This is a genomic window from Hymenobacter siberiensis, from assembly GCF_018967845.1.
Taxonomy (GTDB): Bacteria; Bacteroidota; Bacteroidia; order Cytophagales; family Hymenobacteraceae; genus Hymenobacter; species Hymenobacter siberiensis.
Genome location: NZ_JAHLZZ010000001.1, coordinates 1,054,365 through 1,071,424 on the forward strand (window position 1 = coordinate 1,054,365; position 17,060 = coordinate 1,071,424).

Annotated in this window: 18 protein-coding genes and 1 pseudogene; 5 read left to right on the plus strand and 14 right to left on the minus strand. The window is 59.6% G+C overall.

What is annotated here, in order from left to right:
- Positions 1–48 precede the first annotated feature (48 nt).
- From KQ661_RS04510 to KQ661_RS04525, 4 genes and pseudogenes are all read right to left on the minus strand, one after another.
- Entirely contained in the window at positions 49–303 is a 255-nt protein-coding gene (locus tag KQ661_RS04510) for a CsbD family protein (protein WP_317196145.1), read from the minus strand.
- Positions 283–483 (minus strand): annotated as a pseudogene (locus KQ661_RS04515) (CsbD family protein); the annotation flags it as partial. The pseudogene KQ661_RS04515 and the gene KQ661_RS04510, both read right to left, overlap by 21 nt.
- Before the next feature lie 168 nt (positions 484–651).
- Entirely contained in the window at positions 652–1,290 is a 639-nt protein-coding gene (locus KQ661_RS04520) for a hypothetical protein (protein WP_216685778.1), read from the minus strand.
- Between the two features lie 3 nt (positions 1,291–1,293).
- Positions 1,294–2,079, minus strand: a complete 786-nt coding sequence (locus KQ661_RS04525; protein ID WP_216685779.1) for a hypothetical protein — start codon at positions 2,077–2,079, stop codon at positions 1,294–1,296.
- Positions 2,080–2,276: 197 nt separating this feature from the next.
- On the opposite strand from KQ661_RS04525, the gene KQ661_RS04530 reads away from it, so the two are divergent.
- Positions 2,277–3,836 carry a tetratricopeptide repeat protein gene (locus KQ661_RS04530; RefSeq protein ID WP_216685780.1) on the plus strand — a complete coding sequence of 520 codons (1,560 nt, stop codon included), beginning with the start codon at positions 2,277–2,279 and terminating at the stop codon, positions 3,834–3,836.
- A 70-nt stretch (positions 3,837–3,906) separates the two neighbouring features.
- Here the strand turns inward: KQ661_RS04530 and KQ661_RS04535 are convergent, their stop codons facing one another.
- Positions 3,907–4,356: a hypothetical protein gene (locus KQ661_RS04535; protein WP_216685781.1), complete on the minus strand. Its 450-nt coding sequence runs from the start codon at positions 4,354–4,356 to the stop codon at positions 3,907–3,909.
- Between the two features lie 168 nt (positions 4,357–4,524).
- On the opposite strand from KQ661_RS04535, the gene KQ661_RS04540 reads away from it, so the two are divergent.
- From KQ661_RS04540 to KQ661_RS04550, 3 genes are all read left to right on the plus strand, one after another.
- Positions 4,525–4,926: a hypothetical protein gene (locus tag KQ661_RS04540; protein ID WP_216679556.1), complete on the plus strand. Its 402-nt coding sequence runs from the start codon at positions 4,525–4,527 to the stop codon at positions 4,924–4,926.
- A gap of 125 nt (positions 4,927–5,051) precedes the next feature.
- Positions 5,052–6,068 carry a hypothetical protein gene (locus KQ661_RS04545; protein ID WP_216685782.1) on the plus strand — a complete coding sequence of 339 codons (1,017 nt, stop codon included), beginning with the start codon at positions 5,052–5,054 and terminating at the stop codon, positions 6,066–6,068.
- Between the two features lie 50 nt (positions 6,069–6,118).
- On the plus strand, positions 6,119–7,180 hold the full coding sequence (locus KQ661_RS04550) for a DUF3089 domain-containing protein (RefSeq protein ID WP_216685783.1): 1,062 nt from the start codon (positions 6,119–6,121) through the stop codon (positions 7,178–7,180).
- Positions 7,181–7,530: 350 nt separating this feature from the next.
- Here KQ661_RS04550 and tsf read toward each other — a convergent pair whose 3' ends face one another.
- From tsf to rplM, 4 genes are all read right to left on the minus strand, one after another.
- On the minus strand, positions 7,531–8,367 hold the full coding sequence (gene tsf, locus KQ661_RS04555; protein WP_216679559.1) for a translation elongation factor Ts: 837 nt from the start codon (positions 8,365–8,367) through the stop codon (positions 7,531–7,533).
- Positions 8,368–8,520: 153 nt separating this feature from the next.
- Positions 8,521–9,288: a 30S ribosomal protein S2 gene (gene rpsB / locus KQ661_RS04560; protein WP_216679560.1), complete on the minus strand. Its 768-nt coding sequence runs from the start codon at positions 9,286–9,288 to the stop codon at positions 8,521–8,523.
- An 18-nt stretch (positions 9,289–9,306) separates the two neighbouring features.
- Complete coding sequence (gene rpsI, locus KQ661_RS04565) at positions 9,307–9,693, minus strand: 30S ribosomal protein S9 (RefSeq protein ID WP_035563789.1); 387 nt, start codon at positions 9,691–9,693, stop codon at positions 9,307–9,309.
- Between the two features lie 108 nt (positions 9,694–9,801).
- Positions 9,802–10,254: a 50S ribosomal protein L13 gene (gene rplM, locus KQ661_RS04570; RefSeq protein WP_168672487.1), complete on the minus strand. Its 453-nt coding sequence runs from the start codon at positions 10,252–10,254 to the stop codon at positions 9,802–9,804.
- 268 nt (positions 10,255–10,522) lie between these two features.
- Here rplM and KQ661_RS04575 point away from each other — a divergent pair, with 268 nt between their 5' ends.
- Complete coding sequence (locus KQ661_RS04575) at positions 10,523–11,989, plus strand: hypothetical protein (RefSeq protein ID WP_216685784.1); 1,467 nt, start codon at positions 10,523–10,525, stop codon at positions 11,987–11,989.
- Between the two features lie 157 nt (positions 11,990–12,146).
- Here KQ661_RS04575 and KQ661_RS04580 read toward each other — a convergent pair whose 3' ends face one another.
- The 5 genes from KQ661_RS04580 to recA all read right to left on the minus strand — a co-directional run bounded on the left by KQ661_RS04580 (position 12,147) and on the right by recA (position 16,992).
- Entirely contained in the window at positions 12,147–12,860 is a 714-nt protein-coding gene (locus KQ661_RS04580; RefSeq protein WP_168672485.1) for an RluA family pseudouridine synthase, read from the minus strand.
- Between the two features lie 146 nt (positions 12,861–13,006).
- Entirely contained in the window at positions 13,007–14,062 is a 1,056-nt protein-coding gene (locus KQ661_RS04585) for a sensor histidine kinase (protein ID WP_216679562.1), read from the minus strand.
- 108 nt (positions 14,063–14,170) lie between these two features.
- Positions 14,171–14,866: a response regulator transcription factor gene (locus tag KQ661_RS04590; protein ID WP_216679563.1), complete on the minus strand. Its 696-nt coding sequence runs from the start codon at positions 14,864–14,866 to the stop codon at positions 14,171–14,173.
- 128 nt (positions 14,867–14,994) lie between these two features.
- Positions 14,995–15,813, minus strand: coding sequence for a DUF3108 domain-containing protein (locus tag KQ661_RS04595; RefSeq protein WP_216679564.1), 819 nt, complete (start codon positions 15,811–15,813; stop codon positions 14,995–14,997).
- 147 nt (positions 15,814–15,960) lie between these two features.
- A complete protein-coding gene (recA, locus tag KQ661_RS04600; protein WP_235727079.1) occupies positions 15,961–16,992 on the minus strand; it encodes a recombinase RecA in 1,032 nt (343 codons plus the stop codon).
- Positions 16,993–17,060: the final 68 nt, after the last annotated feature.

The window sequence follows — 17,060 nt, forward strand, 5'->3', positions numbered from 1 at the left end:
AGGCGGTGGAATTGGGAAGGCGCGTTATTTCATCGGGGAAAAGTCAATTTAGAACGTGCGCTGGAACCAACCTTTGATGTCGTCGATGGTGTGGCCCGTTTTCTCCTGCAGGCGGCCGTACCACTCGTCCTGCTTGCCGTCTTCGTAGTCGAGGTCGTTGTCGGTGAGGTTGCCCCACTTCTGCTTGGCCTGGCCTTTAATCTGGTTCCAGTCGCCGCGAGCTTTCAGCTCAGTGCTGTTGCCGGTGGCGGCAGCGCTGGCATCGTTGGTGGTGTTGCTGAACCAGTTTTTAATATCACCAATGGTTTCGCCGGTTTTTTCCTGCAGGCGGCCGAACCATTCGTCCTGCTTGCCTTCGCTGTAAGTCAGGTCGTCGTCGGTCAGGTTGCCCCATTTCTGCTTGGCGGCACCTTTCAGTTGGTTCCAGTTGCCGCGGCCTTGCAGCTCAGTATTGTCACCGATTTTATTGTTGTTAACGTCCATGATTGAAAGGGAAGTATAATTAGAAAGAAATGAGGGTGGGAGGGGAAGCAGTTACGAGCTTTGTACGCAAGGCATTTGGGGCGCGTTGAGGACGCGGGACGAATGCCAGAATCTTACACCCCCATTGCTGCGCATCCGTAGCCCGGGCCGGTCACATTGCGGCAGCTGCTATAAATTGCCCGCTACGAGGCTGCCCAGAAGCACTATCCACAGGCCCGCGCCCACGCTGTAGCCGCCCCAGGCCCGGCCGCGCTTGCGGTGCTGGGCCTCTTCGCGGTAAGCGTGGCTGTAGGCAGGGTCGGCCAGCAACCCGGGGTCGGGAGCCTTCAGGTTGGCCGCCGCTATGGCGTGAGGCGCCATGATAGCCGGGGCCATCACGCCCAGAAACAGCCCCCCGTAGAGCGTAGCAGCCAGCGAACCCCAAAACGGGCCGCCGCTCGTGTAGCTACGGGCCGCATCCTGGCGGCCTTTGGTGCGGCGCTGGGCATCGCTCAGGCCCGGTAGAAGGTCGGACGTCAGCGGCTTTTCGGTTGCAGGGGCCGGGTGGAGCACCTCGCGGGTACCATTGGCGTAGCGTACCAGAAACACGTCGGCCGTAGCCAGGCGCAAGGTGTCGGTGCCAGCGGGGGGCAGGTAAGTCAGGGCCAGGGGCGAGATGGTGAGCACCCGGCCCGGTACTTCGCTGCCATCGGCACATAGGATAACATCCGTAGTTCCGGCTGCCTGCGCACGGGCTTGGCCCACCCCGGCCAGGAGCAGCAGGAGCAGCAAATGCCACAGGGCTGTAGGTTTGGCAATGGTGCGCATGGCCTAGCGATGGCGGCCGTTGAAGCCAAGCATCAGGCTGACGCGGGTGCCGCCATTGCCCGGCACCACGGCCACGTTCACGGGGAAATTGATGCCATTGGAGCGAAACGAGGTGCCCATGGCCAGTACCAGGTTGGCCCCCAGAGGCGTTAGGTTGGGGCCCACGCCGAACTCGAAGCCCTTGGCCCCGCGCATGCCCAGCAGGCCGCTCACGCTGGGCAGAAACTTGCCCTGCTCCAGCCCGCCCACCAGCGGCACGAATTCTACCAGGCCGCTCACGCCGTTGGGCAGTCGAAACAGGCGGCTCTCGAACTGCCAGCCAAACTGCGTCAGGAAGGGGTTGAGGTCGGGAATGCTTTCGCGGGCCTTGTCCAGCACATTGGCCGAGAGAATGGTGAAGCCAATGCGCGGCCCATCGAGCCGGATGGGCTCGTCCAGAATGGCATCGTCGGGCGACTGGTTATTAACCGTGGGCACATCGGCCGGGAAAGCCGTGTGTGCTGCTGCCGTCGATACGGGCACGCCGCCGCTGGCCGTTGCCGGGGGCGCGTTGAGTACTTCCTTGGTGCCGTTGGCGTAGCGAATCAGGAATACATCGGAGCGCCACACGCTGATGAGCGGGCCGTCGGGGTTGTCGGCGCGGCGGTATTTTACTTCGGAAGGCGTGATTTCGACCACCTTCACTGCAACTTCGTCGCCGTTGCGCTTGGTGAGCAAGTCCTGGGCGCAGGCCGGGCCAACCACCAGCAGCACCAGCAGGGAACACAATAGGAGTAGGCGTATAAACATGGCGCGGGGGGCTAAGGGTGAAAACATGATGAAAGGTGGCGTATTCACTACCCGAATTCAACCGTATTTTGCACATTGTTAGACCTTATGCAGTGGGTAATTTTATTATTAAGTCAATGATTGATAGGTTTTAATGATGTGATAAAAGGATATTAATATGCGCTTCAAATAATCAAAAAAACCTATTTACGGCATCAATGGACGACCTGCGCACCACGCTTCTCACCCTCAGCCCCGACGACCGGCGCGATTTCGGCCGCTTCATTCAGCGGCAGCGCCGCAAAACCATCGGCCGGCTCGATTCGCGCCTCTACGAGCTGCTGGTGCGGGCCAAGGAGTTGAAAACCGAGCAGCTCATTGCCCAGCTCTACCCCGCCGAGCCCAATCCCGTGGCCTACTACGCGCTGCGCAAGCGCCTCATGCGCCACCTCACCGACTACCTGCTGCTGCGCCAGCGCCAGCTCGATACCACCGCCGCCGCCACCGTGCGCGGCCACCTCACCCTGGCCCAGTACCTCTTCGAAGCCGGTATTCCGCGCCTGGCCTGGAATACCCTGCGCAAGGCCGAAAAGCTGGGCCGCGAAACCGAGCAGCACGAGCAGCTGAACGCCGTGTACAACCTCCAGATTCAGCACGCCAGCTCGCCCTACGCCGAGCCGCTCGACGAAATTCTGCCCCGCTACCGCCTCAACAAAAAGGCCGCCGACGAGGAGGAGCGGGCCAATATTGCCGACAGCCTGCTGCGCCAGCGCCTGCGCGAGTCGCGGGTGCGCGGCCGGGCCGTAGTGGCCGTCGATGCCATTCTGCAAAATATTCTGGCCGAATACGACTTGCTGGAAGCCTTCGCCCGCTCGCCCGCGCTACTCAGCCGGCTCATGTCCATCACGCGCAACGCCATGCTGGTGCGGCGCGATTTCACGTCGTTTGCCGTGTTTATTGAGCGGTGCTACAACCTTATGGAGCGCCGCCACGGCTTTGCGCCGGCCCAGCGCGGGCACCAGCTCAAGCTGCTCTACATGCTGGCCCACGCCCTGTACCGCTCGCGCCGCTTTGCCGAGTCGGTGGCATATCTGGAAAAAGGTGCTGCCCTGCTGAGCGCCGGGCCGGGCCGTCCGTTCAGCGAGTTTACGCCGCGCTTCACCTTCTTGCTTGCGGCCAACTACGCGTTTCTGCGCCGCAATGCCGAAAGCATTGGCCTGCTCGAAGCCGCTTTGCGCGGCCCCAAAGCCCTCACTGCCGCCGACGACCTCACCGCCCGTCTCCAGCTCACGTTTCACTACTTCGCCGAAGGCCAGTTTGCCAAAGCCAACCAGGCCCTGCTCAGCCTGAACCGCACCGACCATTGGCTGGAGCAGCACCTGGGCCTGGAGTGGCTGCTGAACCGCAACATCGGCGAAATGCTCATTCAAATCGAGCTCGACAACGCCGAGCAGGCCCTGACCCGCCTGCGCGCCATCGAGCGCACTATCCGCGACCTGTTTCCCGCCGTGCCCGCCGACGCGGCCACCGCTACCGAAGCCGTGCCCGCCGGCGGCCCCTATCACCCCGTGCTCACCTATCTGAGCCTGGTGCGCGAGCTCATCGAAAACCCCGCCACCGCGCACACCCACGACTTTGGCAATCGGGTAACGCACCTGCCCGCGTTCATTTCCCAGGAGCGCGAAGATTTGCAGGTCATCAGCTTCTACTCCTGGCTGCGCGCCCGCACCCTGGGCCGCCCGTATTACAACGTGCTCCTGGAAATTGCCAATGCCTGAGCATTTCGCATAAAGAAGCCCCGCGCAATTTCCTGCGCGGGGCTTCTTTCATAATCAGGGCCGGCTGAAATTACTTCTTGGCGGCAGCCTGCATGTTGTCTTTGGTCTGCTGGGCCGATTTGGCGGCGGCGTCGCCCATGGCGTTCATTTTGTCGCCGGCGGCGTTCATTTTGGCGTTCATCTTGGCACCGGCGGCATCCATTTTGTCACCAGCGGCTTCCATTTTGGCATCCATTTTGGCACCAGCGGCTTCCATCTTGGCATCCATTTTGGCACCAGCGGCATCCATCTTGGCACCGGCATTCTGCATGCCTTCTTTCATGTTGGCCGAGGCGTTGTCGACGGCAGCGCCGGCGGCGGCACCAGCTTCGGTAGCTGACATGGCAGTGCTATCGGTCACGACCGTAGCGGTGGTACCGTCGGTGGCCACGGTGGTTTCGGTGGTTTTGGTCTGCTCGCAGGCAGTGGCGGTGAAGGCAACGGCGGCGGCTACGAACAGTGCTTTAACGGAAATTTTCATGGTCTGTGGATTTGAAAGTGAGATTTGACCGTTAATCAATACTAGTCAAAAAGGTAACCCATCCGCTAAGTTGGCCTGCGCCCGGGCCAGCCGCCCCAAACCGCTCAGCTAACTTTTATCGGCCGGTAGCAGTATAGCCCTCACGCATCTTTTCAATCTCGCATTCCCATGGATTCCACCGCCGCCACTCCGCAAACGCCCGCCACGCCCGCCGTGCCCATGACTGTTAGCGACCAGCAAAATACCGCCCTGCTCGACGATACCCTCACGTTCCTCACGGCCAGCACGCCCACCAATTCCGGCCCGCAGGGCATCGTTGAAATTGAGCGCTGGGCTGCCGTGCTGGCCGCCTCCGAACGCACCGGGCTGGCCAAAATCAAGCAGGAGCTCGGCCAGCTCAGCGATATGCTGGCCGATGCCAAAACGCCCGCTCACGACATCGCCGAAATCCTCGCCAGCCTGGGGGCCGAAACCGCCAAAGTAGCCGAAGAGGCCGGCGGCGGCTACGCCGCCCCGCTCACCAACCTGAGCAAGCAGCTCATTAAAGCCGGTAATACGCTCTCGAAGTAGCCGGCTCCGCCTCGCCGTAACCATTGTAGCGCGAACTTTGTAGTTCGCGTCCCCGCAGCCGCCCGGAAAGTTCCGGCTGGCCGCGTGGCGACGCGAACCACCAAGTTCGCGCTACTGATTTTTCTATGGCCCCCTTCACCCCCGCCGACCTGCTGCCCTACGACCCGTTCGACGGCATGCGCTTCGGCCCCGAAACCTGCTTCCTCAGCGGCCAGCCCGTGGGCCCCGAAGATACCGTGCCCGTGTTCGCCGAATGGCTGCAAACCCGGTATAATCTGGCCGAGCGCCCCATTCAGCTCCTCGACCAGCGCACCGTCCTCATCAAGGATTTGCGCCTGCCCGCCGCCCCCGCCGCCCGCCAGCGCATCGAAGCGCTGGAGAGTAGGGTAGAGGCCGCTGCCGCGCAGGGCCCCGCCGCCCTCCGCGCCCTCGGCGATGACACGCTGTTCCTCTGGATGGGCAAAATGTTCTATGGCATCTTCATTACTGAGCTCCTGAACGAGTTCGAACCCCTGATAAAGCCCAAGTACCCGCTGGCCGAAAACGCCGCGCTGGTGCGCCGCTTCCAGGCCTTTTTTCAGCTGCTGCAGGGCCTGCGCGTGCCTACCGAATACGCCGATTTCGTGCCCGGCTCCGTTTTCGTACTCGAAGCCGACCCCGCCGAGGACGTGACACCCTTCGAGTACGACGACGACCTGAATACCCTCGTTTTCAGCATTAAGCTCGATAAAACCGTACTGGTTGCTTGTCTGGTCGATATCGCCTTGGTAGGCCAGGCCATGCGCAAAGTCTACGCCGATGCCCAGCGCCCCCTGCACCCCGTGCAGATTGCCGAGTTCAAGGCCCGCGTGTACTATGCCGCCCACCTGCTGCACGTCGTGCCCGATATCTACCCGCGTCACCCGCGCCCCGGCGACACCCAAATCGTGTTCGACGCCCTCATCGACGACGTGACCGGCGCCATCTTCAACCCCTGGGAAAACAGCGCCTACACCCAAACCCTGGCCGAAATGTGGCAGCGCTGGAACATCTCCCTCGCCGACGTAGTAGCCAAACCCGCCGATCCGCTGACGCTGCTTTACAACCAGGACAGTACCCCGCGAGAGCTGAAGCACTGGCCGCCAGTTTCAAGCGAAGCATGAGTTCCTTCAAAAACAATCATCAGGCTCTCCCTCTCCGCAGGAGAGGGGCCGTGCCCGGCAGGGGCCAGGGGGTGAGGTTACTCGTCTGGGCAATCATATTATCAATATTACCGCTCACCAGCTGCCTCCGCCTGCTCAAGCCGCCGCACGATTTTGCCTACTACCACCCCGGCCCCGTCCCCAACTATGCCGAGGACAGCAACTGGGCTGCCCTGCCTACCCGCTGCGACCCGGCCGATGCCGTGCCCCGCAAAACCACCCTGCGCGACCAGCAGGCAACGGCCGAAGCCGACGTGTTTTTCGTGCACCCCACTACTTACTTCTGGCGCGGCTCCTGGAACGCCAGCGTGGCTAATGCCCGCCTCAACTGCTATACCGACCGCAGTGCCATCCGCAAGCAGGCCACCGTGTTCAACGCCACCGCCCGTATCTACGCCCCGCGCTACCGGCAGGCCACGCTATATTCCTTCTTCGATTCTACCGCCGAAGGCAGCAGCCGCAAAGCTCTGGCCCTGGCCTACGCCGATGTGCGTACTGCCTTTCAATACTACCTCACGCACTACAACCAGGGCCGCCCCATCATCATCGCAGGCCACAGCCAGGGCACCGACCACGCCACCCGCCTCCTCCACGAGTTCTTCGATAACGACCTCAAGCTGCGCCGTCAGCTCGTAGCCGCCTACCTCATTGGCTTCAGGGTGCAGCCGCATGAGTACCAGACCATTCTACCCTGCGCCGATTCGCTGTCCACGGGCTGCTTCGTGGCCTACAATTCCGTGGCCACCGGTAACGAATTCCCGCCCTTCAGCCACGTTGCCGTCACCAACCCCCTCACCTGGACCACCGATACCGCGCGGGCTCCTGCCAGCCTCAACCGGGGCGGCGTCAGCCAGTGCTTCAAGCGTATCGACCCGCACGTAACCGATGCTAAAATCCACGACGGCCTCCTTTGGGTCACGCCACCCAAACCCGGCGGCTACCCGCGCTTCCTGCTCCCCGGCGAGCTCATCCTCCGCCACTCCTTCCACATCGCCGACTACTCCCTCTTCTACATGAACCTGCGCGAGAATGCGCAGGCGCGGGTGCGGGCGTGGCAGCTAAGAAGCAAGTAAGTCACGCTCGAATTGAGTCCGCAAATTCGTGATTTGAGTGTCAGGATTATTATGGTTGAAGACATCCATTGACTTCCAAAAATTCGCTTCATCGAACCCCGCAAAATCATTCACGGAAGCAAGGGCCAAATTATGTAGCTGGTATGCCACCGGGCCGGCAAATCTACCAAGTTTCATTGCGCGGGTATCATCCGTCAACGGAGTAGGAACGGAGCGAATGTTTAATAGAAAGTTATATAGAATGCCTCAGTAAGTGGCTTTGCGTAGGTTGTCCATCCTGCAAGTAAAGTATAAAAAAAGCCCCGCCGGCACAATGCCAGCGGGGCTTTCAATTTAGCAGTCAGCCGCAATTAAGCGCCGATAGCCACACGCTTGAAGTCCGAAACCGTCATGCCTTTCGACTTGCTGTCGAGCAGCTGGGCGATGGTCATCGAGCTGTCTTTCACGAACTCCTGGTTCAGCAGGGTGTTGTCCTTGTAGAACTTGTTGAGCTTGCCCTGGGCAATTTTCTCCAGCATCGCCTCGGGCTTGCCTTCGGTGCGGGCCTGCTCTTTGCCCACTTCAATCTCACGCTCAGCAATGGAAGCATCCACACCGTCTTTGTCAACGGCAATGGGCTTCATGGCTACAATTTGCATGGCTACGTCGCGGCCCACGGCAGCAGCGTCGGCATCGCCCACGTTCTTCAGGCCCACGAGTACGGCCTTCTTGTTGTCGGAGTGCACGTACGAAGCCACTTTCTCAGCGGTCAGCGTAGCGTAAGTCACTTCCAGCTTCTCGCCGATTTTGCCCATCAGGTCCGTCACGTGCTCCTGAATGCTCTGGCCGTCCGCAGCTTTGGCAGCGAGGATGTCCTCTTTCGTGCTCGCGTCGATGCGCACGGCCGTGTCCAGAATTTGCTGAGCCAGCTCACGGAAGTTAGCCACTTTAGCTACCGACTCGGTTTCGCAAGCCAGTGCCACCAGTTTGCCTTGGGTGCCGTCTTCGCTCACGCTCACCAGCACGAGGCCTTCCGACGTCTCGTTCTCGGCGCGCTTGTCAGCGATTTTCTGGCCGTGCTTGCGCAGAATGTCGCGGGCGGCTTCGAAATCGCCGTCGGCTTCCACCAGTGCTTTTTTGCAATCCATCATGCCGGCACCGGTCATGGTGCGGAGCTTATTTACGTCTGCGGCGGTAATAGCGGCCATTGGAAGTAGCGCGGACTTTTAGTCCGCGAATTAAGTGAATGGTTATTTTTGAGAAGAGTCGCGGACTAAAAGTCCGCGCTACAAAATAAAAAAGGGAACCTTCGGAGCCTAGACTACGCGAAGGTTCCCTTTTTTCAAAGAGCTAAGAAGAGATTATTCCTCGTCAGCAGCCGTTTTTTCGGCGATGGCAGCCTCGTCGGCTTCCTTACGCTCAGCATCTTCTTTGTCAACTTTGCGCTCCGACAGGCCGTCTTCGATGGCCTTGCCAATCACGCTCACGATGAGCTGAATCGACTTCGAGGCGTCGTCGTTGGCAGGAATCGGGAACTGTACCAATTCGGGGTTCGAGTTCGTGTCGCAGATAGCGAAAACCGGGATGCCCAGCTTGTGCGCTTCTTTAACTGCGATGTGCTCGCGCTTCACGTCCACGATGAACAGGGCAGCGGGCAGACGGCCGAGGTCGGCGATACCACCGAGTACGCGGTCCAGCTTGGCACGCTCACGCGTCATCATCAGTTTCTCACGCTTGGCGAGAGCGGCGTAGGCCGTGTTCTCTTTCACCATTTTGTCGATGGTGGCCATCTTCTTCAGGCTCTTGCGAACCGTAGCGAAGTTGGTGAGCATGCCGCCCAACCACCGGTCGGTGACGAAAGGCATCTTCAAACGCTCGGCTTCGGTGGTTACGATTTCCTGCGCCTGCTTTTTGGTGGCTACGAACATGATTTTGCGGCCGCTCTTCGCAATGTTGCGAATAGCAGTGGCTGCGTAATCAAGCGAAACCAACGTTTTGTTGAGGTCGATGATGTGGATGCCGTTCTTCTCCATGAAGATGTACGGCGCCATTTTGGGATCCCACTTGCGGGTGAGGTGACCAAAGTGGGCACCTGCGTCGAGCAGGTCCTTATAAGTCGTCTGAGCCATGATAGTATCCTCCTGGTTTTAGCGTTTCGAGAACTGGAACGAGCGACGAGCCTTGCGCTTGCCGAATTTCTTGCGTTCCACCATGCGCGGGTCGCGGGTGAGGAAACCTTCCTTCTTTAAAGCAGGACGGGTTTCTTCGTTGTCGCTAACCAGAGCTTTGGTGATTGCAAGCCGGATAGCTTCGGCCTGAGCCGAAATGCCGCCGCCTTTCACGTTCACTTTGATGTCGTACTGGCCGACTTGCTCAAGAATTGCCAGGGGCTGGTTGACCACGTTCTCCAGCAACTCGTTGCTGAAATACGCCTTCATGTCCCGGTCATTGATAGTGATATTCCCTTGCCCGGCCTGCATGTAAATGCGGGCCACCGAGGTTTTTCTTCTACCAGAGGTGTTGGTAATTGCCATTAGGTTAAAAAAAAGTGAAAATGTGCTTGATGTGATAAATGTGGAAATGAAAACGAAGAGGAATTCCTCACATTTTCACATTGAACCACATTTCCCACATCTAAAGAATTACAGGTTTTTCAGTTCGATAGCAACGGGCTGCTGCGCCTCGTGCGGATGCTGGTCGCCGGCGTACACGTACATGTTGCGGTACTGGGCCGAGCCGAGCTTGTTGCCCTGCAGCATGCCTTTCACGGCGTGCTCGATTACACGACGCGAATCGCGGTTCATCTGCTCGCGCACGGTGCGACGCTTCTGGCCGCCGGGGTAACCCGAGTGGGTGATGTAGACCTTCTCGGTCATTTTTTTGCCCGTTACGCGCAGGTTGTCGGCGTTGATAACGATGACATTGTCGCCGCAATCAGCGTTGGGCGTAAACGAAGGCTTGTGCTTGCCACGCAGAATGTTGGCAATCTGCGAGCAAACGCGGCCCAGAGGGGCGACGCTGGCGTCTACGATAACCCAGCTCTTCTGGGCGTTGGCCTTACTGACGTGGGTCGTCTTGAAGCTCAGGTGGTCCATGAGTCGAAAAAAAGGTATGCTAAACTATTGAATAAGAGTACGGAGCCGTTGAGGCTCCGGGAAAAACGGACACAAAGGTACTGATTTATCGGGAAATAGACAAATGCAGACAAGTAGTTTTTCTGTAAAAGCTTAGGAGCGTACACCAAGCGGTAGCCCGCGTAGGCTATTGAGGGCTGCTGGCCCAGCCACCGGCCGGCGAGCGGGAATTGGGGATTAAGTAGGGGCCTGATGCGTGTGCGTGTATTTTTACGGTTTGCTATTGCCTATGCCTTACGCTACCGTTGTGCCGGTTTCTGCTGTTTCTGCCCGCCGCGCCCGGCTGCTGCTGGCCGGGCTATTCGCATTGTCGCTCACGGTGGCATTTTTCACCAAAGGCACGTATGATTCGGGCGACAGCATCAAACATTACCTTTTTGCCCGGTATGCGTTTGCCCACCCGCTAAATTTTCTGGATTCGTGGGCGAAACCCCTGCTCACGCTGCTGGCGGCAGGGCCGGCACAGGCCGGTTTTATGGGCATGAAGGCATTTCAGTGCGTGGTGGTGGCGGCTTCGGCCTGGTGCGCTTTCCGAATTGCGCAGGCCTTGCGGCTGCCCGTGCCAGAGCTGGCCATCCTGTTCGCCTACGCGGCTCCGGACTACTTTCTGATACAGTTTTCCAGCCTCACCGAGCCGCTGTTTGGGCTGGTGCTGGTGGGGGCGGTGCGGCTGGCCGTGGCCAACCGGCCGGGGTGGTCGGCGGCGGCGGTTTCCCTGCTGCCATTTGCCCGTTCCGAGGGCTTTATTCTGATTGGCATCTGGGTGGTGTACCTGGTGTGGCAGCGGCAATGGCGCAGTTTGCCGCTGGTGCTGCTGGGCTACGTGGTGTACAGTGGGATAGGCGCGGTGGCTTTTGGTGAGCTCGGCTGGGTGTTCGGGCACAATCCGTACGACACCATTTCTGCATACGGGCACGGCGAGTGGAGCCACTTTCTGCTCAATATTCCCAACCTGCTGGGCTGGGTTCTCACCGGCTTGTTTGTGCTGGGGGGCGGGCGCATGGTGCGCGATTTGGGCCGGCCCACCCGGCGCCAGTCGCCGCTGTTTCTGGCCGAGCTGCTGTTGGTATACGGCAGTATTACGGTGTTTGTAGCTGCTCATACTGTCTTCTGGGCCAAGGGATTATTTAATTCGGCGGGGCTGGCGCGGGTGCTGGCCGGCATTGCGCCCCTGGCCGCCGTGGTGGCCCTCAATGGCCTGGCCCAGCTCACCGAATGGACCCGCACCGAAACGGTCCGCCGCCGGGTGCGCCTGGTGGCAACCGTGGCGGTAGTCGGCTGGCTCTTTACCGGGGCCCGCAATGCTATTCGGCCGGCGCGCGATTTCAGCCGCGCCCCCGACCAGGAACTGGCCCAACGCGCCGCCGGCTGGCTGCAGCAGGCGTACGCGGGGCAGCCGCTGCCGCCCATCGCTTTCACGGCTCCCTACGTGGCCCCCGCGCTGGGTATCGACCCGTTTGACGCCGCCCACTGCCCGCCCTTAACCCAAGACTTTCAACCCATTCTGGAAACGCTGCCAGTGAACTCCCTGGTCGTCTGGGACGACGTGTATGCGCAGACCGAAGCCCACATTCCGCTGGAAATGCTGCAGCAAAACCCGGCCTTCCGCCTGCGCTGGCAAGATGCCCTTGTGCGGGATGCGACTCACCCCGACCGGGGAACCTGCCAGCTGGCGGTGTTCGAGCGCATTAAGTAAGCGCTGCAGGCTATTGAATTTCAGCCTTGTAGGGGCGGCACGTTGGTAGTAGAACAGGATGTGGTAGAACGCTAAAGCCCCATTGGGCCGACACTCGCTAAATGAGCGTCGGCCCGATGGGGCTCCTGTTCAATAATTCTGTTGCCGGCTACCGGGCTTATGCCAGCTGCCGCAACGCTTCTACCAGCACCCGAAAATCTTTCGGGTACGGCGCTTCCACGCTGATTTCTTCGCCATTGAGGCCGGTGAACTGGAGCTTGAGGGCGTGCAGGGCAAAGCGCTTGATGAATGGCTGCTCTTCCTCGCCCTCCTTCATGTTGAATTTTTTCTTCAGCGAAGACAGGAAAAAATCCTCTCCGCCGTAGTCTTTATCGCCGATAATGGGGGCCTGCAGGTACATCAGGTGCAGGCGAATCTGGTGCATGCGGCCGGTGACAGGCTCGCAAAGAATGAGCGAGTGGCGGGTGAAGTTTTCGAGGGTGGTGAAGTAGGTTTCGGCGGCTTTGCCCTTGTAGGCGAGGCGCGCTTTGCCGCGCGTGGTGGTTTCGATGCTGCGCTCCACCAGCTGGTGGTCGAACTGCGGGGTGCCCCACACGGCCGCGTGGTACTGCTTTTTTACCTCGCGGTTCTCAAACTGCATGGCCAGGTGGCGGTAGGCGGCCGGGTTTTTGGCGAAGGCCAGCGCGCCACTGGTTTCGCGGTCGAGGCGGTGGGCGGCCTGAATATCGTCGTGGTGCTGGCGGGCCAGGCGCAGCATGTTGGGCGCGCCGCCCACCCGCTCATCGAGCGTGGCCAGAAACGGCGGCTTATTGACGACGAGGTAATCGTCGTTTTCGAAAATAACGAGGTCGGAGAAATTCGGGAGCTTCATAAGAGGCTGCAAAGGTAGCCGGTAGGGACTTGGGGTCCCCGTCATGCAGAGCCCAGCGAAGCATCTTTACCGCGCAAGTAAATAATTGCTGCCTGCGGGCAAGATGCTTCGCTGCGCTCTGCATGACCTTATCAGGCCGCGCTTCCCTAAGTCCCCATTTTCGGCTTATTCAGCTTGAATTCCAAGGTGGTGCCCTCGCCCACGGTGCTTTTTACCTTGATGGCGGACTTGTGGGCCTCCACAATGTGCTTGCTGATGGCGAGGCCCAGGCCGGAGCCGCCCGACTCGCGGGAGCGGCTTTTATCGATGCGGTAGAACCGCTCGAAGATGCGGCCCTGGTGCTCGGGGGCGATGCCCGCGCCATCGTCGCGCACGGCAATGCGCACCGCGCGGCCGCTTTCGACCAGCGATACCACCACGCGGCCCTTATCGCGGCCGTACTTGATGGCGTTGTCAATCAGGTTGATGAGGACCTGGCGGATGCGGTTGCGGTCGGCCACTACCAGCAGGCCGGTTTCGGGCAGGCTGGGCGGGAATAGCTCCAGGTGCGTGCCGCGCCGGGCAGCCTGTTGCTCCAGCAGCTCAAATATCTCGCGCACCAGCACAATCAAATCGAAGCGCTGGCGGCGCATGCGCACCACGCCTTTTTCGAGTTGCGCGATGGTGACCAGGTCCTGCACCAGGGCATCGAGGGTGTCGAGGCTGGCGGCGGCTTTGCGCAAAAACTTGCGGCGGGTGGCGAGGTCAATCTCGTCGTCCTCATCATCGAGAATGGTGTGCACGAAGCCTTGGGCGGCAAACAGCGGCGTTTTGAGTTCGTGCGATACATCGGCCAGAAACTCGCGGCGCAAGGCCTGCAGGCGCACCAACTCGTCGAGTTCCTGCTGGCGGCGCTCGGCCATCTGCAGGATTTCGTCGCGCACGCGCTTCACCGGTTCGGGACGGAACAGGAACTTGTTGCTCAGCCGCTTAAATTCCTTGCGTTTGATGTGCTCCAGGCCCGCGTAAATACCGTTGATTTCCTTGAAAATCAAGGCTTCGAACGACAGGTATATCAGTAGAAAGCATGCCGCCACCGTGACGCCCGCCGCTAAAAAAGCTTCCCGAAACGGCAGCGTGGGGCCAATGCGAGCATAAGTAGTGAGCACGCCCGCCACCAGCAGCGCAATGAGAATGGCAATGGTGCGAGAGGAGAGGTTCATTTATTAATATGAGAAATGTACGGGATGGGAAAATGTGAAAATAAGCCGGTTTACTGGACGGTCAATTTCCACATTTCCCCATCCCGCACATTTCTCATATTTAAAGAATCAGTCCGCGTTGAACTTGTAGCCCACGCCCTTGATGGTCTGAATGTGGTGGTCGCCCACCTTCTCGCGCACTTTGCGCACGTGTACGTCCACGGTGCGGGCCAGCACAAATACGTCATTGCCCCAGATATTCTGAAGCAGCTCTTCGCGGTTGAACACCTTGTGGGGCGAGGCGGCCAGGAAGGCCAGCAACTCAAACTCCTTCTTGGGGAGGGTTATTTTTTTACCCTCCTGGTACACGGCAAAGGCGGTGCGGTCGATGCGTAGGCCGTTGATGTCGATGGCATCGACGGCCGCGTGGGGGTCTTGGTCGCGGCGCTTCACGGCGGCCAGGCGGCCCAGCAGGGCACGGGGCTTGATGGGCTTGGCGATGAAATCGTCGGCTCCGGCCTCAAAGGCGGCCACTTCGGAGAACTCCTCAGCCCGGGCGGTGAGGAAGAGGATGTAGGTATCCTTAAACTTGGGGTTTTCGCGCAGTAGGCGGCAGGTGGCAATGCCGTCTAGGTTGGGCATCATCACGTCGAGCAGGATGATGTCAGGGTGAAACTCGGCGGCTACTTCCATGGCTTTGCGGCCATCGGAGGCGGAAGCGGTTTGGTAGCCTTCCTTCTTCAGGTTGAACTCCAGCAGCTCGACAATATCCGGGTCGTCATCAACCACGAGAATCTTATACACGGGCGTTTTGGCAGCAGTCACGGCGTTTGGGGCTTAGGTGAAGCGGGGCAATGTTTCCGCAAAAGTACCGCTCCCGGCGGCCGTCATCATGTTACGATTATGTGACCACCGATTAAGTGGATTTCAACGAATTGAACGGATTCTGTGGTCTAGTTGGCCAGGTTCAGCTTCCACTTCAGGCCCTGGTAGCGCACCATGTCCACCTTCACGGTGCCTACAAACATCTCGGCCTGAAACAGCACCGGAATCTTATTACGGTCGTCGGAGAGGTAGACCGAAATGGCGTTTTCGCCCCGGAACAGCTTATTGTTCGGCATTCTGGGCACCAGCTTGAAGGCGCGCACATCGCCGGCCTTGGTTTCCACCACTTCCCGGCCCTTGTACACCACGTCGAGGATAAAGTTGTCGCCGTCGAAGTAGCCGGGCATCCGCACCACGTCGCCCACTTTCATGCGGTCGAAGTTGATGGTGCGCAGGTAATAGAAGCCGCTCACCAGCTCCAGGGTGTTGTTGGCCACCTTCACGGTGGTGTGCTTGGGATTCTCTTTGTCGTGGTCCTGCACTTCGGCAATGTCGTGCAGGTGGTCGAACTCAACGGTTTCCTTCTTGCGGTAGTTCTTCTCTGCAATGTCGCGCTGGGCGCGCAGGGGCAGAATGCTGGCCGTGTCGATGTAGGCGCGCCACTGGTCGCGGATGCGCAGGAAAAAATCGAACGAGCCGGTGGTTTTGCCGCTCACGGTGGCCTTGTAGCAGGGCCGGTCGTTCACGCGCTCCAGGCTGCCGCCGGTTTCTACGGTGGCCTCGCCGCCGTTAATCAGGCCGTAGTGAACGGTGTATTTAATGGTTTCGCCCCGCCCGAAGCTGGACTGTGGAACGTTGCGCACGGCATCGCCAGGGCCCAAAGCCGGTTGCGCGGCAACCAATAGCAGCAGGACAGCAGGAGTAAAGAGTAACCAGCGGCGCGTCATAGCAATAACTATAATAAAAAGAAGGAGCAGCCTGACCCTACACAAACCTGATGCCAGCCCCAAAGCTAAGGTAAAGGTACGAACGTAAAAAAAAGCCCGCTGCGGTGGCAGCGGGCTTTGGATTATTTACGGAAGGCGCAGCTGTAATTACAGCGTGTCCTCGCCATCCTCCAGAATGCTCATGTCCACGGGAATCACGGCATCGTCGCCCTTGGCCATGTTGCGGATTTTCTTCTCGATTTCGGCCGCCAGCTCGGGGTTGTCGAGCAGCAGGGTTTTCACGGCTTCGCGGCCCTGGCCAATCTTGGTTTCGCCGTAGTTGAACCACGAGCCCGACTTACCGATGATGCCCATATCAACGCCCAGGTCCACAATCTCGCCGACTTTGGAAATGCCCTGGCCGTAGATGATGTCGAACTCGACCACCTTGAAGGGCGGCGCTACTTTGTTCTTCACCACTTTCACCTTGGTGCGGTTGCCGGTCACGTTGTCCTTGTCCTCCTTAATCTGGCCGATGCGGCGGATGTCGAGGCGTACCGAAGCGTAGAATTTCAGGGCGTTACCACCGGTCGTGGTTTCGGGGGTGCCGAACATCACGCCGATTTTTTCGCGGAGCTGGTTGATGAAAATGCAGCAGCAGCCGGTTTTGTTGATGGTGCCGGTGAGCTTGCGCAGGGCCTGGCTCATGAGGCGGGCGTGCAGGCCCACTTTTGAGTCGCCCATGTCGCCTTCCAACTCAGCTTTGGGCACGAGGGCGGCCACGGAGTCAATCACGATGATGTCGATGGCACCGCTGGAAATTAGCTGGTCGGCGATTTCGAGGGCTTGCTCGCCGTTATCGGGCTGGGCGATAAGTAGGTTGGTGGTGTCGATGCCGAGCTTCTCGGCGTAGGATTTGTCGAAGGCGTGCTCGGCGTCGATGAACGCGGCCATGCCGCCTTTCTTCTGCGCCTCGGCAATCATGTGCATCGTGAGCGTGGTCTTACCCGACGATTCCGGGCCGTAAATTTCAATGACCCGGCCCCGGGGCACGCCGCCAATGCCGAGAGCAATATCGAGCGAGAGCGAGCCGGTGCTGATGCTCGGAATGTCGGCCACTTTATTGTCGCTGAGCTTCATTACGGTGCCTTTACCGTAGGCCTTGTCCAGCTTATCCAGGGTGAGCTGGAGGGCTTTCATTTTTTCGGCGGCGGTGTTCACTTCGCCTTTTTCAGCCTTTTCAACTTTATCGGCCTTGGGAGCCGCTT